This is a genomic window from Anabaena sp. AL93 (assembly GCF_001672085.1).
Lineage (GTDB): Bacteria > Cyanobacteriota > Cyanobacteriia > Cyanobacteriales > Nostocaceae > Dolichospermum > Dolichospermum heterosporum.
Genome location: NZ_LJOU01000030.1, coordinates 1 through 21,422 on the forward strand (window position 1 = coordinate 1; position 21,422 = coordinate 21,422).

At 39.7% G+C, this 21,422-nt stretch carries 18 protein-coding genes; 5 read left to right on the top strand and 13 right to left on the bottom strand.

Annotated elements, in window-relative coordinates; translation table 11 throughout:
- Positions 1 to 55: 55 nt before the first annotated feature.
- A complete protein-coding gene (locus AN486_RS09865) occupies positions 56 to 352 on the bottom strand; it encodes a DUF3288 family protein (RefSeq protein WP_039204075.1) in 297 nt (98 codons plus the stop codon).
- A gap of 243 nt (positions 353 to 595) precedes the next feature.
- Between AN486_RS09865 and AN486_RS09870 the strand changes: the two genes are divergently transcribed.
- The gene (locus AN486_RS09870; RefSeq protein ID WP_053538404.1) at positions 596 to 3,046 is read left to right on the top strand and encodes an ATP-dependent Clp protease ATP-binding subunit; all 2,451 of its coding nucleotides are present in this window, start codon (positions 596 to 598) and stop codon (positions 3,044 to 3,046) included.
- A 550-nt stretch (positions 3,047 to 3,596) separates the two neighbouring features.
- On the opposite strand, the gene AN486_RS09875 is transcribed toward AN486_RS09870, so the two are convergent.
- Positions 3,597 to 4,961: an ATP-binding protein gene (locus AN486_RS09875; protein ID WP_290600411.1), complete on the bottom strand. Its 1,365-nt coding sequence runs from the start codon at positions 4,959 to 4,961 to the stop codon at positions 3,597 to 3,599.
- An 80-nt stretch (positions 4,962 to 5,041) separates the two neighbouring features.
- Between AN486_RS09875 and AN486_RS09880 the strand changes: the two genes are divergently transcribed.
- Positions 5,042 to 5,734, top strand: a complete 693-nt coding sequence (locus AN486_RS09880) for a response regulator transcription factor (RefSeq protein ID WP_053538401.1) — start codon at positions 5,042 to 5,044, stop codon at positions 5,732 to 5,734.
- A 228-nt stretch (positions 5,735 to 5,962) separates the two neighbouring features.
- Entirely contained in the window at positions 5,963 to 6,274 is a 312-nt protein-coding gene (locus AN486_RS09885; RefSeq protein WP_027402027.1) for a hypothetical protein, read from the top strand.
- A 205-nt stretch (positions 6,275 to 6,479) separates the two neighbouring features.
- Here the strand turns inward: AN486_RS09885 and AN486_RS09890 are convergent, their stop codons facing one another.
- The 9 genes from AN486_RS09890 to kdpA form a co-directional block, all read right to left on the bottom strand.
- On the bottom strand, positions 6,480 to 7,004 hold the full coding sequence (locus tag AN486_RS09890) for a DUF2085 domain-containing protein (RefSeq protein WP_053538400.1): 525 nt from the start codon (positions 7,002 to 7,004) through the stop codon (positions 6,480 to 6,482).
- A gap of 51 nt (positions 7,005 to 7,055) precedes the next feature.
- Positions 7,056 to 7,853 carry a Uma2 family endonuclease gene (locus AN486_RS09895; protein ID WP_053538399.1) on the bottom strand — a complete coding sequence of 266 codons (798 nt, stop codon included), beginning with the start codon at positions 7,851 to 7,853 and terminating at the stop codon, positions 7,056 to 7,058.
- 386 nt (positions 7,854 to 8,239) lie between these two features.
- A complete protein-coding gene (locus tag AN486_RS09900; RefSeq protein ID WP_053538397.1) occupies positions 8,240 to 9,901 on the bottom strand; it encodes a serine/threonine-protein kinase in 1,662 nt (553 codons plus the stop codon).
- Between the two features lie 288 nt (positions 9,902 to 10,189).
- Positions 10,190 to 10,657, bottom strand: coding sequence for a hypothetical protein (locus tag AN486_RS09905; RefSeq protein ID WP_027402023.1), 468 nt, complete (start codon positions 10,655 to 10,657; stop codon positions 10,190 to 10,192).
- 84 nt (positions 10,658 to 10,741) lie between these two features.
- Positions 10,742 to 11,893, bottom strand: a complete 1,152-nt coding sequence (locus AN486_RS09910) for an anhydro-N-acetylmuramic acid kinase (RefSeq protein WP_168637136.1) — start codon at positions 11,891 to 11,893, stop codon at positions 10,742 to 10,744.
- Positions 11,894 to 12,288: 395 nt separating this feature from the next.
- Entirely contained in the window at positions 12,289 to 12,879 is a 591-nt protein-coding gene (kdpC, locus tag AN486_RS09915) for a K(+)-transporting ATPase subunit C (protein WP_168637137.1), read from the bottom strand.
- A gap of 159 nt (positions 12,880 to 13,038) precedes the next feature.
- On the bottom strand, positions 13,039 to 13,176 hold the full coding sequence (locus AN486_RS09920; protein WP_160170615.1) for a potassium-transporting ATPase subunit F: 138 nt from the start codon (positions 13,174 to 13,176) through the stop codon (positions 13,039 to 13,041).
- Positions 13,177 to 13,579: 403 nt separating this feature from the next.
- The gene (kdpB, locus tag AN486_RS09925) at positions 13,580 to 15,676 is read right to left on the bottom strand and encodes a potassium-transporting ATPase subunit KdpB (protein WP_053538394.1); all 2,097 of its coding nucleotides are present in this window, start codon (positions 15,674 to 15,676) and stop codon (positions 13,580 to 13,582) included.
- Positions 15,677 to 15,754: 78 nt separating this feature from the next.
- Complete coding sequence (gene kdpA, locus AN486_RS09930; RefSeq protein ID WP_053538393.1) at positions 15,755 to 17,440, bottom strand: potassium-transporting ATPase subunit KdpA; 1,686 nt, start codon at positions 17,438 to 17,440, stop codon at positions 15,755 to 15,757.
- A 159-nt stretch (positions 17,441 to 17,599) separates the two neighbouring features.
- Between kdpA and AN486_RS09935 the strand changes: the two genes are divergently transcribed.
- Positions 17,600 to 18,334 carry a DUF1995 family protein gene (locus tag AN486_RS09935; RefSeq protein WP_053538392.1) on the top strand — a complete coding sequence of 245 codons (735 nt, stop codon included), beginning with the start codon at positions 17,600 to 17,602 and terminating at the stop codon, positions 18,332 to 18,334.
- Positions 18,335 to 18,421: 87 nt separating this feature from the next.
- Positions 18,422 to 19,594 carry a DNA polymerase III subunit beta gene (gene dnaN / locus AN486_RS09940; protein WP_053541206.1) on the top strand — a complete coding sequence of 391 codons (1,173 nt, stop codon included), beginning with the start codon at positions 18,422 to 18,424 and terminating at the stop codon, positions 19,592 to 19,594.
- Between the two features lie 356 nt (positions 19,595 to 19,950).
- On the opposite strand, the gene psbV is transcribed toward dnaN, so the two are convergent.
- Positions 19,951 to 20,442: a photosystem II cytochrome c-550 gene (gene psbV / locus AN486_RS09945; protein ID WP_053538391.1), complete on the bottom strand. Its 492-nt coding sequence runs from the start codon at positions 20,440 to 20,442 to the stop codon at positions 19,951 to 19,953.
- Positions 20,443 to 20,619: 177 nt separating this feature from the next.
- A complete protein-coding gene (locus AN486_RS09950) occupies positions 20,620 to 21,060 on the bottom strand; it encodes a hypothetical protein (RefSeq protein ID WP_053538390.1) in 441 nt (146 codons plus the stop codon).
- Positions 21,061 to 21,422: the final 362 nt, after the last annotated feature.

The window sequence follows — 21,422 nt, forward strand, 5'->3', positions numbered from 1 at the left end:
AGTGGGGGGAGTGGGGGAAAAATAACACAACCGACAACTGACAACTGACCACTAACTAATTCCAATCCTGCTCATCCTTTTTGCCACGACTTTTGTAAACTCCGCCTGTATCATGGATTTGACGGGTTTTGGCAAATAGTTCAGCTTCAGTTAAACCCCAGCGTTGCAAAACTTTATCTAAGTTGCTTTGAATGTCTCGCGCTCCTGGGAAACCTTGATAGCGAATTTTTAGTCTAGCTAATTCCGATAAATTGTAGTCCGTTGCGTCTTGAGCGAGTAAGATATCAATAAGGGGGCGATCGCGGTTGTAGAGTGGATGTTGTTGGTCTTTACCACCGAGAATTTCTGTCATCATCAATACCTGTACGAAGTTAGCAATCCATCAACAACTCAAGATGAAAAATCTCGACCATTGCTAATTATCCACCATTATCTACTGAATGACGGCAACTACGCCTTGTCACTTACGGCTCTCACTACTGCCATTCAGCTTAAAATAAAGATACATTATCTTTAAGAAAATACAAGAAACTTTAGATGAGGGTGAACTTATATCTCACCCAAAGTCCAAGCAGCACGAGGGAAAGAACCCGCTATGTTTGAACACTTCACTTCCGAAGCCATTAGGGTAATCATGTTAGCTCAGGAGGAAGCACGACGACTGGGACACAATTTTGTAGGAACAGAACAAATTCTCCTGGGTTTAATGGGAGAAGGAACAGGTGTTGCTGCTAAAGTGTTGGCTGAGTTGGGTGTTACCCTGAAAGAATCCCGTCGGGAAGTAGAAAAAATAATTGGCCGGGGTTCTGGGTTTGTCCCACCGGAAATTCCTTTTACCCCGAAAGTAAAAAGCCTGTTTGAGCAATCTTTCCGAGAAGCTCACGGTCTTGGACATAATTACATAAACACTGAACACTTATTATTAGGTTTAACGGAGGCTGGTGAAGGAGTCGCCGCCAAAGTATTACAAAATCTAGGAGTGGATTTACCAGTTATTCGTTCGGCTGTGATGAGCCGATTGGGTGAAGATACAGCGGTTGTCACTGGTGGTAGAAGTAATTCCCAGCGCAATCAAAATTTATCCATAGAGGAGTTTGGCAGAAACCTCACCAAACTGGCTCAGGAGGGCAGACTAGACCCAGTAGTCGGTCGCCAGCCGGAAATTGAAAGAACGGTGCAAATTCTCGGTCGGAGAACCAAAAATAACCCGGTTTTAATTGGTGAGCCGGGTGTTGGGAAAACAGCGATCGCTGAAGGTCTAGCGCAACGCATTGTCAATCAAGACGTTCCCGAAATTTTACTTGATAAACAAGTAATTAGTTTGGATATGGGGTCTGTAGTGGCGGGAACTCGCTTCCGGGGTGAATTTGAGGAACGCCTCAAAAAAATCATGGAGGAAGTCCGCACCGCAGGAAATATCATCTTAGTGATTGATGAAATTCATACCTTAGTCGGTGCAGGTGGCACAGAAGGCGGTTTAGATGCAGCTAATATCCTCAAACCGGCTCTAGCCCGGGGAGAACTCCAGTGTATTGGTGCGACCACATTAGATGAATATCGTCAACACATCGAACGGGATGCGGCTCTGGAGCGGCGGTTTCAGCCAATTTTGGTAGGAGAACCATCAGTAGCAGAAACTATTGATATTCTCTATGGTTTACGCGGTGCTTACGAACAACATCATAGAGTTAATATTACTGATGAAGCGGTAATTGCCGCGGCTGAATTGGCAGATCGTTATATTAGCGATCGCTTTCTACCGGACAAAGCCATTGACTTAATTGATGAAGCTGGTTCTCGTGTCCGTTTGCGTCACTCCCACATTGCCAAAAACAAGGAACTCAAACGAGAATTAACCACCGCCACCAAAGCCAAATCGGAAGCCATCAGAACTCAAGATTTTGGCAAAGCTGGTAAATTGCGGATACAAGAATTAGAACTGCAAGCCAGACTTGATGTAGAAGAAAATCAAGAAACCGTTAACTCTCCCCTCGTCAACGAAGAAGACATTGCCCAAATTGTCGCTTCTTGGACAGGTGTTCCCGTCAACAAACTGACTGAATCTGAATCAGAGTTACTTTTACATCTTGAAGACACCTTACATACAAGGCTCATCGGTCAAGAACAAGCAGTTACAGCAGTTTCCCGCGCTATTCGTCGCGCCCGTGTCGGCTTAAAAAGTCCTAATCGTCCCATTGCCAGTTTTATCTTCTCCGGACCAACCGGTGTCGGTAAAACCGAATTAGCCAAAGCCTTAGCTGCTTACTTCTTCGGTTCAGAAGAATCAATGGTGCGTTTAGATATGTCCGAATATATGGAAAGCCACAACGTTTCCAAGTTGATTGGTTCACCTCCAGGTTATGTAGGATACGACGAAGGCGGACAATTAACGGAAGCTGTGCGGCGCAAACCCTATACAGTGCTACTATTCGACGAAATCGAAAAAGCGCATCCCGATGTATTCAATATGCTGCTGCAAATCTTGGATGACGGTCATCTTACGGATGCGAAAGGTCGGAAGGTAGACTTCAAGAACACATTAATTATCTTGACTTCTAATATCGGTTCTAAGGTAATTGAAAAAGGTGGTAGCAGCTTAGGGTTTGAGTTTGATAATGCAGCAGATGCTAGTTATCATCGCATTCGTAACTTAGTTAACGAAGAACTCAAAGCTTATTTCCGTCCCGAATTCCTCAACCGTGTTGATGATATTATCGTCTTCACTCAACTCAACAAAGATGAAGTCAAGCAAATTGCTGAAATCATGCTGCGTGATGTTGGTAGTCGTCTCAAGGATAAAGACATCGCTTTAGAGGTGACAGAAGCTTTTAAAGAGAAAGTTGTCCAGGAAGGCTATGATCCTAGCTACGGTGCTAGACCATTACGCCGTGCTATTATGCGTCTCTTGGAAGATTCTTTGGTTGAAGCGATCTTATCTGGGGAAATTGCAGATGGAGATAAGGCTATTGTTGATGTAGACGATGATGGACAGGTAAAAGTCAGAAAATCGGAAACCCGTGAGTTGTTATTAACTAACGTTGGTTAATTACGGATTTCTACAATATTGGTAATTTATTTGGTGGGTGACTTTATGGTTAACCCACCTTTTTTTATGGGTTTTTTATAGAAGAATATGGATAAATGAACCACGAAGAGCGCGGAGGAAGAAGGAAGATATACTCAAGATGGCTTAATTATGTGGGTTCTATAGGTATGGGTAAGGAAAAAGCTCATTGGTTTCAACTTAAGCTACAGATAGCTTATTTGTTTGGCTGACCGACCCATCTGGAACTGAAGTTCCAGGCTAATAGCTAAAGTTTACTAAAGTAAACTAAACAAGTTCAAAAATTTCTGGGTTATTTAGTCATCTTCAGATGACTTCTGCTATAAGACTGGGAATTCATTCCCAGTCGGACTATGGGTTTTACAGGAATATCCGGTAAGCTGGCTGACAGACCCACTCTCCCCGATGCGGGGAGAGGCTTTGAAACCCACATTCCCAGCCTTCGGCACGCTGCGCTAACGTAGGGAAGGGGGGAAGGGGGGTTAGGTTTCTGGAGATTATCGGTTTCATCTAATACTTTTCAAACACCCTCTTAGAGGTATGTTAGAGGAATTTTTACAGTAAAAGTTGTTCCTACTCCAACTTTACTTTCCACCAAAATTTCTCCCTGGTGTCTTTCTACACACTTCTTAACAATTGGTAATCCTAACCCAGTGCCGACAATACCTTCAACATTTTGAGATCGAAAAAAAGGTTCATAAAGCCTAGCCTGTTCCGCTGAAGAAATGCCTATACCTTCATCTATCACCTGAAAGATAGTAGTATCTGGTTGAGAATTTAAAACCAAGGATATACTACCTCCAGATGACGAATATTTGATGGCATTTAAAAGCAAATTACTAAGAATAGAGTACAACAATTTTTCATCTAGATTAGCACGAAAAGATTGACCATGCTTGATAAACTTTATAATATGATTTGTGTGACTAAACATCACATCTTCCAGCAGATTCAAACAAAAGTTTTCCACATTGATTAATTGAGGTTTATAATCTAGTTCACCTGCTTCGGCTCTAGTCAAAGTTAATATATCTGTTAATAAGTGATTGATCAACTTTGCTGAAGACTGAATGCGATCAAGATTTTTTAATTCCTTTTTATCCACCAAATCCAGCAGAATTTCCCGTAATAACTGAGATGAAAGCAATATTACACTTAAAGGTGTACGAAATTCATGGGAAATCATAGAAAATAGCTGAACCTTTAATTCACCAATTTTTTTTTCTTGAGCAAGGGAAGCTTCCAAGGATTTAATCTGTTCTTGTTTTACTCCTTGACGCTCGATGATAAAACATAAACTGCAAATCACAACCAGGCTTAAAATAGTTCCTATTATTTCCATGATTATTCGTAAGTGAATACTCTGTTGCGACTGCTTGAGAGAACTTTCTAGGAAACCTTGTTCTTCAGTTTGAATATTTACAATGATAGGTATAATTTTTTCTCTTAAATTAACACTGATTTCTGTAATATTAGTTTGCTGTTGTAATGCAGTTCTATCTTGTTGATAAAGTTGTATTGATTCTTCTAAAAGAGATAATCTTTGATTAACCAATGATTTTAAACTGGCAAATCTCTGTTTTTGATTGATATTATTATGGATTTGAGTTTCTAATAAACTGACCTTAGTTTTTATATTATTTATGGCATTTTCATAACGCTCTAAATCTTGTCTACTTCCCAAAAATATATACCCTCTTCGTGCTGATTCAGCTACTGTCATAGCCGCATATAAATCAGTCAAAGTATTGAGAGTTTGATAAGTATGCTGAACTTGATTAGCATTTTCCTTAATTTCGGTAGTGTTATTAAATGAAGCGAAGGTAACTAGCACCATTAGCGATATAGCTAAAGAAACTCCAGCCGCAATCCATTTTTCTGAAAAATACGATTTCATAAATTATCCATTTATTTATTTATCAAGTCAATTTAAGTTAATATTTCCCTCATTACCTCTAGTTGAATAAGGGATAAATTATGCGAATTCTGATAGTTGAAGATGATACTCAACTGGCAGAAGCACTTACAGAAGCTTTGACCGGAAGACAGTATGTAGTTGATGTTGCTAAAGATGGAGAAGCAGCTTGGCACGCAACGGAGTCAATGAAATATGATTTAGTAGTGCTAGATGTAACTTTGCCAAAGCTAGATGGAATCAAGTTTTGTCAACGGTTACGGAATACTAGCACGAACAATCCAGCATACAGAAACTCGACAACACCAGTATTAATGTTAACAGCCCGTGATACTGTAGCTGATAAAATTACTGGTTTAGATGCCGGTGCAGATGATTATGTCGCAAAACCATTTGATCTAGAAGAATTAATGGCTCGCATACGTGCTTTACTTAGACGAGGTGGTGCTGCCAGTACAATCAGTTTATCTTGGGGAAAGTTAGCCTTAAATCCTAGCACTTACGAGACAACTTATGACGGTCATCTTATCTCCTTAACTCCTAAAGAGTATGCAATTTTGGAATTGCTAGTTGCAAATGGTAGAAGGGTTTTGAGCCGCTCTAGTATTATTGAGCAAGTTTGGTCTGTTGATGACTCTCCGGTAGAGGAAACCGTAAGGTCTCATATTAAGTCTCTTCGGCAAAAATTAAGACTCTTAGGTGCATCTGAAACTTTGGTTGAAACAGTTCATGGTTTGGGATATCGTCTCAACTAATACAAATTATTTGTGAATTTGCGCTTAATATTACCAATAATAGATAGGATTCATAAGATTTTCAATTTCCAGAATGGTTGATTTATAGAAAAATAGGCTCACCATCATCATACAGACCTCTATAAGATTTTATCTACACAAATTCTGCACAAATTCTGCACGCTAACTGCATATAGAGGTTGTATTCTGATAGTGAAGATAATTTTTAACCCAATAAAGAGTTTATCAATGGAATGGAAAGATCTATATTTTGGCTGGTTAATTGAATTAATACCTTTATCACAAGGTTATATATTCAAATGCTGGATGTCTAATGAAGAAATAGGGATTAGCAATAACCATATTTATCCTAGTTTATCTCAGGCAATGATGGCAGCTAGGACAAGAGCAAAAATCGAATCTGTTAGGTTAGTGCTGATTAGTTTCTTAAATGAATACCACGACAACCACAACTTAACTACGCAAGAATATAAGGATCTAAAAAATTCAATTTCTGAATTCGCTACTGTTGCTAGTCAATTAAAAATGCAGGACTATTAAACTAAGGCGATGAATCAGAAAATTATTGATTATTAAGAGAAGCGAAACAACGCTTTACCACCTATCTTCAAATAATAATCAATTCTTAAAAGATTTTAGTAGTTATGCAGGGTGCATAGCTTAAATCAATTTTTTTTGCATCAAAGAGAGAGAGTAGAAAATGTTAACAAACATTATGTATAGACTTGGACGTGGAAGTGGTAGGCTAGTTATCATTAATTTTTGCATCTGTTGACAGATACAAAATCGGCATAGTAAATAAACCCCAAGCCAAACCAGTAATCAAACCAAAAGGTGTAACAATATAATTATCAAAATCCCACAAACCAAAAATCTGCGCTGCTAATTCCAACGGATAAGCCATCATCAATATACTAGCAAAAGCCGCACCAGTCCAACCATATTGACTTAACCAAAAAATGCCTTTGCCATTAGTTACCGCATACAAAATTCGAGTAATTAATAACCCTGTCACTGTGCCATAGCAGCGCATACAAACTGCCATAATAAAAGGTGGTGCTAACTCCAAACCCATAGTAGGCTGCGGACATACATGATTACCCATAAAGTAAATAATGTCCGCAATCCCCGGAAGCACAAACACACCAGACCCAGCCAAAAAAGGAGCAAGAGGGGGACCAAAAACCATACCAGCTAATAGGAAATCAGCCAAAAAACTTACCCAATTAAGTTTAAACTGTAAATTCCCGGATAAAATTGCCCTTTGCATCTTTTCTCTGTATCCTCTGTGCCTGGAGTGGTTTGTTTATTTAATTATAAATCATAAATCATCATCTGGATTTATACCCATTGCTCGTAAACGTTCGGCTAATTGTGCAGCCTTTCGTTCTGCTTGTTCAGCCCTTTGTTGTTGTTGTTCAGCCCTTAATTTTTGTAATTGGGCTTCTTCTTGACCTACCAATAACAAATTACCATCTAAATCCCACCAGCGCAGCCAAAGTTGTTCAGGATTATTTAAGTAACTTCCTTGCCATAGTCCCAATTCTACACCTAATGGCGCAATAGGATAATGTCCACGTTCGTTAGGCTGGATTTTTTGGTAAGAAAAATCTACCAAGTGATAAACCTCTAATTTATCATTATTAACTTCATAGATGGCATAATAGGGAACACGGATAATACGTTCATATACCCAGAATTTACCAGGTTTTTCACCTCCCTGTAAACCCGCTAGAGGGGTTGAATCTCTTTCTTCTTCACCATTACCACTGGCTAATTCTATAACAATTAATGGAGGAATATATTCCCGCCATAAAACATAGGAACGACGAATTTTACCATCTAATCTTGGTGCTACATCAGGGACATAAAACCAATCTGGTGCTACTGTACCTTTTTCTGGTGGTTCAGTTTCGCGCCAATAAATCCCACAATCTTGACCTATACAAAATTGTCCGTCGGGATGTTTTTTTTGTAAAGTTTGAATTATGGAATCTGTGATAATTATGCTTTGGGGATGTTCTTGAAAGTTTTTCACAAACGTACCATCAGACTCTGGTAGTTGAGTATGATCAGGAAACTGCGGTGGTATAGCAATATCAGCCAGGGTTTCACTCATACTATTTAAAAGATTGCAGTTGTTTATTTAGTATTATATAGCGATTATCGGTTAAGTGAGATACAAGAACCCTACCCCCTCCCCACAAGCGAAGCTACGGTGTACACAGAAGTTATCGAATCACCATTATTCCTCAAATTACCCCACCCTAACCCTCCCCTTGTCAAGGGGCTACGGTGTACACACAAGTCGATGTAAACTAGGAATAGAATGAAAGCGAGGAGATAATATCCGCTTTTCAGGTATTACCTTAGATGTACGGTTCTTGCCCTGATCCTGTTTGCCATTACTGGCAGAATCATCTCTGACAAGCGTAACTTTCCGAGAGTCCCCCGGTAGGTTTTTAATGTCTTTGCTGACAAATTTTAAATTAGCTCCTAAGATAATCAACCAGAAATATCCCATGAAGAATCAGTATCAATTGCTTCTAACTTAGCTAATATTTTAGGTTTAATTTTTTCATATTCTTTTTTCAATATATTTTTACTAATCTGAGCATCCGTTGATAAAGTTGAACCCTGACTAGAAACAAGCCACTCTTGCAATCTTTCTCTTTGAGCCGCAGCAATACTTGATTGTAATATATGTGTGCAAGGATGAGGAGTTTCTTTAGTAAAGAATAATAAACGATATTGCCCAGTATTCTGTAGTAACCCCGTGATTTCTTGACCAGAATTAGTTTTGAGATCCAAATAATAAGACAACCATTTAGCCCCATGTTCACGAGTATAAATAACTGTAATCCACAACATGACCGGATGAGGAGAAGAAATAAATAGAAATTGATTGTAGCGAGTACAAACTAAGCGTTTTTGAATTTCTTCTTGGGGTAGCATCACCCATAACGCTGGTAACAAAGTTTTATCGTGGTAAATGGGTTGAATAAAAACAATATTGGCAATTGGTTTATTGTGTGGCCAAGTAACTAACTGCGTGATGTCATGATCAACTGAATATCTCCGTAGTTCGACTTGTGTATTGTGATTGGTAATGGGAATTGCCAGCAGATTGGTTTTTATTGTCTCTGCTGGTGCAGGAACTACAGGGAAGTTGGGGTTAATAATTTCTTGAGCATCTTGATATATAAGAGTATTATTAATAACCGAAGTATCTTTAATGAAATGAGTATTATTAATAACAGGATTATCTTTAGTGGTATTATGCGTGTCCTTTTGCTGTTCTACAGTAGCAAGAATATTAATAATTTCATTGATACTTTGGGGACGTTCACTAGGTTTTTTGCATAAACAATTCATAATTACATCTTCTAATTGGTTGGGTAGGTGCAAATTAGGAGAAATTTCCGCAAAGGAACAGGGTTTTTCAAAAGTGTGCGCTTTATACCATGATCCAAAAGTGTTGGTTGATGCCACCACAGGAATTTTACCAGTCAGCATTTCAAACATCATGATCCCAAAACTGTAGATATCAGAACGACTATCTAGTTCTTTACCTTCAATTTGTTCAGGAGAAGAATAAGCCAAAGTTCCTAAATAAAACTTGGTATGGTCACTATCAGACATGAGTAATTTAGCAATACCAAAGTCTAAAACTTTGACTAATTCTCCAAAACTGGGATCTTGAATCACCATGATATTGCCCGGTTTAATATCACGATGGATGATTGGACAAATTTTTCCATCTACAGGAATACCATCATGAGCGCACTGTAGTCCTAAACCGATTTGCTTGGCTATTCTGAGAAATCTTGGTAAACTTAGGTGTTTTTTGCGAATGATCTGACCTAATGTTTGTCCCTGTAGATATTCCATAACGTAGTATATTTCATCTACCCCATAGTCCATGACTCGGACGATATGGATGCTTTTTTGACCGAGTAAGGCGCAAGTTTTAGCTTCTCGCTCAAATCGTTCTTGCCAAGGCATCCTTTCGTTTTGCATTGATAAAGTTAGAAACTTGACTGCAACAGGGACACCTCCCAGCAACGTATCCTTAGCACGATAGACTCGTCCCATTGCGCCAAAGCCAATTAGCTCTTGTAGTTGGTAACGGTTTCCGAGTAAGCGACCAATGTTGGGGTCTGACATAGAAAATTCGACTCCAATGTTTAACAGTTCAAGGGATAGTTTTGTAGGTTTTGGTGATTAGAAAATAGGTTGAAAACCTGAAAATTAAAACCGAAAATTCATCAATCAAATCGGATTGCTATTAACTAAGTAGGTTAAGTAGGTGAACACAATAAAACCAAACTGTGTAAAGAAACGTAAAATCGCTGAAAATTTCTTTACTCTTGCCTCTTGCCTCTTGCCTCTTGCCTCTTGCCTCTCTGCTCCTTACCGCCTGATACCAAGGACAATTATTTACATCCCACTTACTTAATGTAATTGGCGTTCTAGACTAGCTTCCATTGTGCTATCTAAAAAATGACCAACAAGAATGCCACTAGTTAGATAATATTGATTATCATTAATTCGATGTAGGGTTTCAAAACCACTCTGTCTCTGACGGTGGCGAAGGTCAGTGGAGCTATCTCCGAGTACCCAATAACGCTGAACAATTGTATTTGGACAAATCCAGCCTTCACCTTCTATTTGTCCGAGGTAATTATGTTGAAGCAGAAAAGTATACTGCCGATCTCCTTCATGAAGTCGTCCTTTATACTGGAAAGAAATTTCTGGGCGATCGCTGTTAGGAAAGATTAATTTTGTAGCCATAGAGAACCAATTATCTCGATTCCAAACCACTAATGTTAAACCTTTCAAGGGAATTGGTTGACTATTGCGCTCCAACCAACTACCTTGGATCACCCACCGTCCTGGTTCTAATAAAAAAGTATGTCCCACCTGCTAAATCCCTTGTTTTAATCCAGCACAGTCGAAGTTTAGAAATACTTGCTAACATAGTATTTTGAGAGACAAGAGACTAAATTAGCGATAATTATCGTGAATTTCTCCTAAAAGCATCTCTTGATATGCTCCTGTGACTGCGGGTAAGTTACCAGGAATATTGATGTTTCGCCAGTATGCTAAAACCGCAAAAGCGATCGCTTCTTTAAATGCAGCACTTAAGCCAAACTCATCTGTAGTTGACACTGGAACATTCCCTAACAGCAACTGTAAGCGATTTTTCAAGTAACTATTACGACTGCCACCACCACATAATATTACCTTATGTGGTCTTCTGGGGAGAAAATTATCATAACTATGGACAATAGAAACTGCCGTTAATTCTGTGATAGTTGCTAAAAAATCTGCGGAATTAAGTTGGTAGGGTTGGGCATCCTGTAAACAATCATGTAAGTAGGTAATCCCAAATAACTCCCGTCCAGTAGATTTAGGTGGTGGTAAATGGAAATATTGGTGACTTAGCCATTGTTCCACCAAGGGGTAACAGGGTGTACCACTGGCTGCCCAATCACCATTATTATCATAGCTTTTAGTGCCACTTGTAAAATGCTGGACGGCTAGATCCAATAAACTATTACCTGGACCTGTATCCCAGCCGCGAATTTGCGACAACCAATCATCACTACGGGCGGGAAGATACGTAACATTACCAATACCCCCAATATTTTGAATACAACGTTCTTCCTGGGGATGACTGAGTAAATAGGCATCTACTTTAGGAACAAGGGGCGCACCATGACCATAAGCAGCTATATCTGCTATTCGGAAATTACTGACAGTAGTAATACCTGTTAAATGGGCAATCATCGCTCCCCGTCCCAGTTGGCAGCTATAACCCAGTTCTTCTAGTCCTTGGGGTGGACGATGGTAAACAGTTTGACCATGAGAACCGATAAGAGTGGCTCTGTGATGACCAATTTGAATATGTTGAGCAGCTTGGGCAAAATTATGAGCGATCGCATCATCTATGGCGGCTACATCTGCCATTGACATCGCAGTACCAGCCCCAAGCCCTAGAATATGTTCTCTGAGTTGAGGGGAGTAGGGATAGGTTTCCCCTGCCAGTAATTCCACCTTCAGATCCAAATCTCCACCAGAAATTTCTACTAAAGCGGTATCTATCCCATCTACAGACGTACCACTCATTAAACCAATCACACGAGTCGGTTGCATTGACTCAAATACTTTTATGAATTTGCGATCGTAGTGTAATTGATCCTATTACCCATGTCAAAACAATACTTCTACTATGCTTGAACTTAAAAATCCCTTGTTATGTAAGGCTTGACCATACAACCTATAATGATTGTTCCTTCCTGCTACCTCCTGAATGGGCGCAAGCCCTGCGCCCCTACATTTTATACCACGCTTCATTATCAGCAACCCCTAAGAGGGTGTTTGAAAAGTCATGATTGCTGTATCAAATATTTTACCCCTCCCTAACCCTCCCCTTATAAAGGGGAGGGAACTAGATTTCTATTCTTACCCCCCTTTACAAGGGGAAAGGAGGTAACAATGTGATGAAAATTACGGCATACCACTTTTCAAACAAGCCTTAACTAATTTTGCTAACGATTAATATCTTGTAAATCCAAAGCATAATTTAAACGTAAAATATTTACCCCTGGTTCACCAAAAATCCCTAAAAACCTGCCATCAAAATACTTATTAATCAACGGAATAATATCATCTTCCTTAATACCCCGTGCCTGTGCCACTCTCTCTATTTGTTGTCGTACTGCTTTTAAAGAAATATGCGGGTCTAAACCAGAACCTGACGTATAAATCAAATCACCCACAGGTTGTTTATCCTGATTCTGTAATTCTTCCACCTGCTTGAGAATACGTTCTTTAAGTTCTGGATTAGTGGGAGCGAGATTACTACCTCCAGAAATACCAGTCGGTTGAGCTTTTTTACCTTGACTATATCTAACAGCGCTGGGACGACCATGAAAATAACGATCAGATGTAAATCCTTGACCAATTAAAGTCGAACCAATAGGTTGATTATTGATATTTAAAATCATACTACCATTAGCTGAAATCGGGAAAAAAGACTGACCGACTAGCAATATAAAAAGAGGATAGACAATTGCTGTTAATAACCAAATTACCAAAGTTATTCTAATTGCCTTGAAAGTTTCTCTAAAAATAGACATAATTTAATCTTGATTTAATCTTGAATTTAATAAGAGGATTCACCGAAGTAGGGGCGCAGGGACTGCGCCCAGTCAGGATATAGGAGTAAAAGTGCTGTATGGCTTTTTCTATAAATTTTGTAACCCATTCAAATACATATCGCTATGATTTATCAATTATTAAAATCGTTCTGGCTGAAAAATGACTGTTAACAAATAAACCACCAACATTATAGTAGTAAACCCTAAAACCCCCATTGCCCAAGTAGAAACCCTATCTAAACTGAGAGTAGTATTAGCATAAACCACTGGACTCATAAATAAACTGAAACACATCACTATAAAAATAGTGATTGGTAATTGGTGTTCAAACTTGGACAATCGAATCAATGGTATCATTTTCATAAAGGAAAAGGGTTCTTCGGTTATTTTTATGGAAACCCTGGTTCAAAATCATTGAAAGCCCTATTGTGTAGGCATTTCATTGAAAATATGGAAATAATTGTTTATAACCCTTGTCCCGTAAGGGTTTTGTTATCATCAATCCTCAATCACCATAAAAGAGACGCAAGAGCCAGGAAAAGGTAATATACAAGAAGTAAAAGGCAAGAATTATCAATTACCTATTCACGTAATTACACCAGAATTCACCGAGTCAGGAGTAAAACTGTCTGGCTGTGAATATAGATCCTGGACTTGATTAATCTGCAATCTGCTATATTTACGCTAAACCCACAAATGTAATCATCATATCTATTAATTTAATCGCAATAAATGGAGCAATCACCCCACCTAAGCCATAAATTAAAATATTTCTTTGCAGAAGTTGATTAGCGGTTAAAGGTCGAAACTGAATACCTTTTAATGCTAGAGGAATCAAAGTTGGAATAATTAAAGCATTGTAGATCAACGCTGAAAGAATAGCCGAATTAAGGCTACTCAACTTCATAATATTCAAACTTCCTAAATTAGCAGCCGTGAAAAGTACGGGAATAATTGCAAAATATTTAGCAATATCATTAGCGATAGAAAATGTCGTCAACGCTCCACGAGTAATTAACAATTGCTTGCCAATACTAACGATATCAATTAACTTGGTGGGATCAGAATCTAAATCCACCATATTAGCCGCTTCCTTAGCTGCTTGCGTTCCCGTATTCATAGCCACACCTACATTAGCTTGTGCCAAGGCGGGAGCATCATTAGTTCCATCCCCTGTCATCGCTACTATTTTACCCTCAGCTTGTTCCCGTTGAATCACACTGATTTTATCTTCTGGCGTAGCTTCAGCAATAAATTCATCTACTCCAGCTTCTTTTGCAATCACAGAAGCAGTAATCCGGTTATCTCCCGTCAGCATGATAGTCCGTACTCCCATGCGTCGGAGTTGGTCAAATCGTTCGCGGATACCTGGTTTAACAATATCTTTGAGATAGATAACACCGTAAATTTCGTTATCAAGACAAACAGCTAAAGGTGTACCACCTTGATGAGAAACTTGTTGATATGCAACATCTAATTCTGGTGTATCTCTTCCATGACGGGAGAGAACAAAGCCTTGAATTGCTCCTACTGAGCCTTTGCGTACCTCCCTACCCCCAGGTAAATTAGTACCACTCATGCGGGTTTTTGCTGAAAATTCTATCCCCTGTGCTTGTTTGCGGTCTAAATCAAAATTTGCCCCTAACTTTTCTGCCAGTCGGACAATAGATTTACCCTCTGGAGTATCGTCAAAAATACTAGCCGCCAAAGCCACGTTAGCAATTTCCGCCATTGAATGACCATTGATGGGGATAAATTCTTCTGCTAAACGGTTGCCAAGGGTGATTGTTCCAGTTTTATCAAGTACCAGAGTATTAATATCGCCACAGGCTTCTATTGCCCTACCAGAGGTGGCAATGACGTTAAATTGTGCTACTCTATCCATACCCGCAATACCGATGGTACTCAGTAACCCGCCAATAGTTGTGGGGATGAGGGCTACCAAAAGAGCAATGAGAACAGGAATGCTCACAGGACTATTCACATAGTAGGCAAAGGCGGGCAGAGTGGCTACTACGAATAAAAATACTAAACTCAGAACTGCTAATAATACTGTTAAGGCAATTTCATTAGGGGTTTTAGTCCGTTCTGCTCCTTCGACCAGAGCAATCATCCGCTCAATAAAGCCTTTGCCTGGTTCAGCAGTAACACGAATAATCAGTTCATCAGAAATTATGCGTGTACCACCTGTAACTGAACTGGCAACGTCTGAACCTGATTCTTTGAGAACTGGGGCAGATTCGCCTGTAATTGCTGATTCATCCACAGAGGCGACACCCATGATTACTTCACCATCTGCGGGAATCACGTCGCCTGAGACTACATATATAGTGTCTCCCTGTTTTAAGCTGTTGGCAGGAACTTCTGTGATTGTGCCGTCAACGGTGATAGTTTTGGCAATGGTGGCTGATTGGGTTGAACGTAAAGTATCGGCTTGGGCTTTACCTCGTCCCTCGGCTACAGCTTCGGCAAAGTTGCTAAATAGAACGGTGAATAATAAAATTCCCGTTAATAGTCCGTTAAACAGATGGGGATTTTTTTGACTTACTGGACCAAATAATTCAGGGTAAATGGTGACAGAGAAAGTGATGATTGTTCCTATCCATACTAAAAACATCACTGGATTTTTGATGGCATATTGGGGATACAGTTTAATAAAGGCATCTCCTATTGCCCGGAAATACAGTCCTTTATGAGATACCCGCGTTTTTCTGTGTTTCTTACGGCGATAACGGGGACGGGGAGCTTTAGAATGAGAGGTAGTTGCTGAGTTCATATATAAGTAATTGGTCAGAGGCAAGAGGCAAGAGGCAAGGGGCAAGATAAATATTAGACCTATCTTTGTATTTCCTCATTACCTCCCAGAAGCGAGTTTAAAGCCTTCGGCAATTGGGCCTAAAGCTAGAACAGGGAAAAATGTGAGGATGCCTAAAATTAGGGTGACACTAGCAGTAATTCCCGTAAATAGCAGAGAATCAGTTTTTAAAGTTCCCCGGCTTGCTGGACTGGCTTGTTTTTTAGACATACTATCAGCTAAGAGAAGTAGGGCAATAATGGGTATATAACGTCCTGCGAAAATACTGACAGTTGTACTTAAGTTCCACCATAATGTGCTGTCATTTAATCCTTCTAAACCAGAACCGTTATTGGCTGCGGCTGAGGCGTATTCATAAACTACTTGGGAAATTCCATGAAAACTTGGGTTACTAATTCCCGACAAAGATATAGGATAAGCCATAGCTATGGAACTAGGAATTAAAATCATCATCGGGTGAATTAATAGGACTACACTAGCCAGAACAATTTCCCGTTTTTCAATTTTGCGTCCAAAAATTTCTGGTGTGCGCCCTACCATTAAACCGGTGATAAAAACGGTGAGCATCAGATAAATGAAGAGATAAGCTGTTCCTATGCCTTGTCCTCCCCAAATTATTTGTAAAAATAGGTTGAATAAGGTAGAAAATGTGCCACTGGGCATGAGGGAATCGTGCATTCCGTTAACAGCACCGCACATGGTGGCTGTGGTTGTAACCGCCCATAGTGCGGTTTGCGCCCAATCAAATCTGACTTCTTTGCCTTCTAAGTTGGGTAATTCTAATCGCAAAGCATTGTTAATGAGGGGATTTCCTTGTAATTCTCCTGTGGCTGTAACGCCAATGAGAACGACAAAGATGATAAACACCATTGAAAATAATAGCCAGGTTTGTTTGAGGTTGTTGGCAAATACTCCGTAGGTGTAAATTAGGGAGGTGGGGATAGCCAACATAGCGATGATTTCTATTAGGTTAGAAGCACCATTGGGATTTTCAAAAGGATGAGCAGAATTAGCTGCAAAAAAGCCGCCGCCATTTTCTCCTAACATTTTGATCATTTCCCAGGAGGCTACTGGACCTCTGGCTATGTACTGGATTCTCCCTTCTAAGGTTTCTACTAAGGCGGTTTTGGCTAGGGTTTGAGGTACACCGGAGATGATGAGAGCGATCGCCCCCACAACAGATAAAGGCAATAAGATCCTAGTGATAGCCTGGGTAAAATCTACATAGAAATTCCCCAGTTTTCTCCCTGTTAACCCACGAATAAAGGCAATTCCCACTACTAAACCACTAGCTGCTGAGGTAAACATTAAAAAACCTAAAGCTGATGTTTGACTAAAATAACTAAAGGTATTTTCTGTGGCGTAGTGTTGTTGGTCGGTATTGGTCAGGAAGGAAATTGTGGTATGTAGTAATAAATCCCATCTCATCCGCCCCAGTCCATTGGGATTCCAGGGCAGAAATTTCTGATAATAGAGGAGAGCATAAACTACCGCACCCATGACTAAGTTACTGCATAGTAAGGCGCGGATATACTGCCAACCCGTCATATCATTTTTTTTACCCACACCCCCTAAAATATAAATTATTGCCTCTAGGGGCTTGATCACAGGATCAAGAATTGTCCTCTCTCCCAAAAAAACACGGGCTATGTATTTCCCTAGCATTGGCGTAATAAATACGACAATGCACAGCGTTAAAGCAATTTGTAAAAAACCTTGACTCATGTAGTTTGCACTTTATTCAACTGAAGTTCTAGCCAGTTAACACTCAACAATAATGCCTAAATTAGTAATAGATTGAATTTTTAGTGATTGGATGATTTTTTACACCACCTAAATCAATATAGTAGAAAATTAGATATTAACCCAGCGACTTGATAAACTATGGCTGAACTACCAAAAACCTTAGAAGATGCGATCGCTCAATCTTGTGAAGCGGTAAAATCAGCTTTAGCTGATGGTATAACTCGGATTCAAGTTGAGTTATTATTTCCAGAACTCAAATTCATGACGGTTGCAGAACAATTTCTCCCCCAATTTACTGAATACGAATCCCGTCTCAAAGTCTTCTTTGCTGATGCTGGTGCGGCTGCTTTAGCCCGTCGTGATTGGACAGATACACAATTCCAAATTTCCGATATTGGTACTGGTAGGGCTGCATCCCTAGAAGCAAAAATTCAGCCAGAGGATGAAATTTTCCTATTTATTGCCCCCACCTCCGTAGAAGTGCCACAATTAGAAAAGCTGTGTGAACTAATCGGCGATCGCCCCGTAATCATGTTAACACCACGACTCGAAGATTCTAGTGTAGTTGGTATCGGTTATACAGCCAGAGAAACTCGTCGTCGCTTCATTAGTACCATCGAATCTTGTTACTATATCCGTCCTGTAGATGATGAATCTGCCCTTTTCCGTTGCTACCCTGGACAATGGGAAGTATGGCAAGAAATAGAGGACGAATATCAAAAAATTGTTGAACTCTCAAACAAACCCTCCGGTGATGAATTAGACGCGATTCTTATGGGAGGACAAACGGCAAACACTACGGACGCTACACCCGCCAGAAAACCCAGTGTATTCAAGAGTTTGCAAAGGTTTATCAAGGCTTTAAGCAGTTAAGATCACAAAGTAATGGGGAAATCGCTGAATCACCTGATTACCCATTACCAATTACAATTACCAATTCCCCCATTATTTAATTTAAAGATGAAATTAATCTGTTCTCAAAGTGATCTTAGTAGCAACCTTTCTCTCGTCAGTCGTGCAGTCCCGTCCAGACCAACTCATCCTGTTCTTGCCAATATCTTATTACAAGCAGATGCCAAAACTAATCAAGTTAGTTTAACAGCCTTTGACCTCAGTTTAGGTATCCGTAGCAGCTTTAGCGCCGAGGTCTTAGAAGGGGGGACAATTGCTCTCCCTGCCAAACTGCTTGTAGATATCACCTCTCGTCTACCAGAAGGGGAAATCACCCTGGATGATGCCTGCGGCGAGCGAAGCTATCAATCAGGAGATAATACCGGAGAAGGTATAATTGTTACTCTCAAACCTAAGAGCGGACGTTATCAAGTCCGAGCAATGGGCGCAGAAGAATTCCCCGAACTACCTGTAATTGAAAACGCTGAAGCCATTACTCTCACAACAGCAGCACTAATTGAAGGATTGAAAGGTTCTTTGTTTGCTACCAGTTCCGATGAAACCAAGCAAGTCCTCACAGGCGTACATTTAACCCTAAAACAAGACACTTTAGAGTTTGCTGCCACCGACGGACACCGATTAGCAGTTTTGGAAACTACAAATGAGCGCCCTGTAGAGGGTAGCGAACAGGTAGAGGTGACAGTACCAGCAAGAGCATTGCGAGAACTACAACGGATGTTAGGACATAACTCCACATCGGAAGAAACTGTAGCCGTATATCTTGATCAAGGTCAAGTAGTATTTGCTTGGCAAAATCAACGCCTAACCAGCCGCACTTTAGAAGGGCAATATCCCGCTTATAGGCAATTAATTCCTCGGCAATTTGAACGCCAAGTCACATTAGAAAGAAAGCAATTTATTAGCACTTTGGAACGAATTGCTGTGTTAGCAGATCAGAAAAATAATATTGTCAAAGTCAGCATTGATAATGCCAATCAAGAGATTACTTTATCTTGTGAAGCGCAAGATGTTGGTAGTGGTACAGAATCAATGCCAGCACAAATATCTGGCGAAGATATAGACATTGCTTTTAATGTCAAATATCTGATGGAAGGTTTGAAGGAACTACCATCTTCAGAAATTCAAATGCACTTGAATCAAAGTTTAACTCCGGTAATTTTCACGCCTTTGGGTGGATTAAAAATGACCTATTTGGCTATGCCTGTACAGCTTAGAAATTAGTTTTTGATCCGTCACACAATTTTAGATTTTAGATTTTAGATTTATGCCACGAATAAATTCGCGGGCTTAGATGGTGTTTGAAAAGTCATGGTTGCTGTATCAAATGTTTTACCCCTCCCTAACCCTCCCCTTATAAAGGGGAGGGAACTGGATTTTCTTGTTTCCTCCCTTGATAAGGGGACACTAAGGGGGGTAACAATGTGATGAAAATTACGGGATACCACTTTTAAAACATCCTCTTAAGACCTTTTTGGATTTTGAATCTTCAATCCAAAATCTAAAATTTAAAATCTAAAATCCCGTCAGGGAATCTATTTTCTGTTCCCTGACAATTTGTATGACTGAATCAGGATAGTTTAGTAATAAATTTTACCGCCACCCCATTTAGTGCCAACAACTTTTGGTTCTAAGAGAATGTGTCCGGCGATCGCTTTCAAGTCCTTCTCAGTCAGATTTCGCATAACTCGGAAAATATTTGCACTCTTCAAACTGGGGTGAATTTCCGAAATTTCTGTTGCACCATCATAGGTAGTGGGATTTTTCATATAGTCCACCAAACCTTCAATATTATTGCGCTTAGGTAAAGCCCCTGCTAAGGCTTCTGGTTCAAGTCCCACATTTTGGTTAGTCTTGGTAACTCCACCGGCATGGCATTGAGCGCAAGCGTAATTGAATAGTCGTTTACCTTCTTTGACTTGTTTTAAGCTGAGAACAACTGTATCGCCTTTGTCATTTAATGGTACTGTACGGATAGTTTCATCCAGTTCTAAAGCTGTTGCAGTACCGACAACCATCTGTAATGTCAGCAAAATAGTAGCAACAACAACACCAATTAGTCTTTTAAACATATTTCTCCTCAAAGATTTTATTGAGTCACTGTAATACCAATATCATGTTAGGAGTCCAATTTGTTGCCAAAAATACGATCCCTTAAACTCTTGTAATTTAAATTTCTAGATAGGATAGGATCAACAAAGCTAAAATTGTTGTTGTTTTAGTGATGCCGTAAAAGCCGTGCAAATGTGCTACTGCAACGCTTGTTTTTGCTGGGAAATGGTAAGGGTGTAGTTGAACCTGTCTTGTGACAAATCACCCATATACAATAGGTATTTGCCTGGCTGCCAGTAACCGGAGAATTCGGCTTTGCCACCACTATAACTATCAGCAAGCACACAGAAGCGTCCTCCTGGTCCAGAAATCAATAGTGTTGGCTGTCCTTGACTTTCTACCGTCAATCGTAAATAAGGCAATGGCTCTGTAACTTCAATTATTTGATTAGGAGCGGTGTTAATATTCCCACAGTTACTTTTTACACTCCCTCCAGATGTACCGTTTAATACTAATGGGTCTTGATCAAACTTAGAGTTAATTTCTAATTGTGGGGTTTTAGCAAAGCTGGACTGATTCAGTAATAAGCCCATTGTGAGTGCTAAGGAAGCAATTGTAACTAGGCTCAAAGTTTTCATGTTATTTCTATGCTCTTAAATGTTTATATCGTTGTCAGGTGTCAGGAAGAAGAAGTTAAGTAGGTTGGCGTTAAAAATTGTCGTTATGGAAAACTTGCTTTGGGTAAGGAGTGTGTACACGGTAGCCTCTTCAATAGGGGAATAAGAGGTTTTTTATGTGTTATTGATATATAAATGTCTTAGATTTATTATTATTAAGCAAATAATCAGTAATTCTGACAGATTATTTATTTAGACGGGAACAATTAGATTGTGTTCCTACTGAACATTTTATCATTCCAGAGTGGGGAAAACAATTGGAAGATTGCGTTAGGCTGGATGAAACTGCAAAACAGCGGATTGTCTGATCCGTATAAATCCTG

Coding starts and splice junctions, on each gene's coding strand:
- AN486_RS09865 (WP_039204075.1), bottom strand. CDS start 352: ATGACAGAAATTCTCGGTGGTAAAGACCAACAACATCCACTCTACAAC.
- AN486_RS09870 (WP_053538404.1), top strand. CDS start 596: ATGTTTGAACACTTCACTTCCGAAGCCATTAGGGTAATCATGTTAGCT.
- AN486_RS09875 (WP_290600411.1), bottom strand. CDS start 4,961: ATGAAATCGTATTTTTCAGAAAAATGGATTGCGGCTGGAGTTTCTTTA.
- AN486_RS09880 (WP_053538401.1), top strand. CDS start 5,042: ATGCGAATTCTGATAGTTGAAGATGATACTCAACTGGCAGAAGCACTT.
- AN486_RS09885 (WP_027402027.1), top strand. CDS start 5,963: ATGGAATGGAAAGATCTATATTTTGGCTGGTTAATTGAATTAATACCT.
- AN486_RS09890 (WP_053538400.1), bottom strand. CDS start 7,004: ATGCAAAGGGCAATTTTATCCGGGAATTTACAGTTTAAACTTAATTGG.
- AN486_RS09895 (WP_053538399.1), bottom strand. CDS start 7,853: ATGAGTGAAACCCTGGCTGATATTGCTATACCACCGCAGTTTCCTGAT.
- AN486_RS09900 (WP_053538397.1), bottom strand. CDS start 9,901: ATGTCAGACCCCAACATTGGTCGCTTACTCGGAAACCGTTACCAACTA.
- AN486_RS09910 (WP_168637136.1), bottom strand. CDS start 11,893: ATGCAACCGACTCGTGTGATTGGTTTAATGAGTGGTACGTCTGTAGAT.
- kdpC (WP_168637137.1), bottom strand. CDS start 12,879: ATGTCTATTTTTAGAGAAACTTTCAAGGCAATTAGAATAACTTTGGTA.
- AN486_RS09920 (WP_160170615.1), bottom strand. CDS start 13,176: ATGAGTCCAGTGGTTTATGCTAATACTACTCTCAGTTTAGATAGGGTT.
- kdpB (WP_053538394.1), bottom strand. CDS start 15,676: ATGAACTCAGCAACTACCTCTCATTCTAAAGCTCCCCGTCCCCGTTAT.
- kdpA (WP_053538393.1), bottom strand. CDS start 17,440: ATGAGTCAAGGTTTTTTACAAATTGCTTTAACGCTGTGCATTGTCGTA.
- AN486_RS09935 (WP_053538392.1), top strand. CDS start 17,600: ATGGCTGAACTACCAAAAACCTTAGAAGATGCGATCGCTCAATCTTGT.
- dnaN (WP_053541206.1), top strand. CDS start 18,422: ATGAAATTAATCTGTTCTCAAAGTGATCTTAGTAGCAACCTTTCTCTC.
- psbV (WP_053538391.1), bottom strand. CDS start 20,442: ATGTTTAAAAGACTAATTGGTGTTGTTGTTGCTACTATTTTGCTGACA.
- AN486_RS09950 (WP_053538390.1), bottom strand. CDS start 21,060: ATGAAAACTTTGAGCCTAGTTACAATTGCTTCCTTAGCACTCACAATG.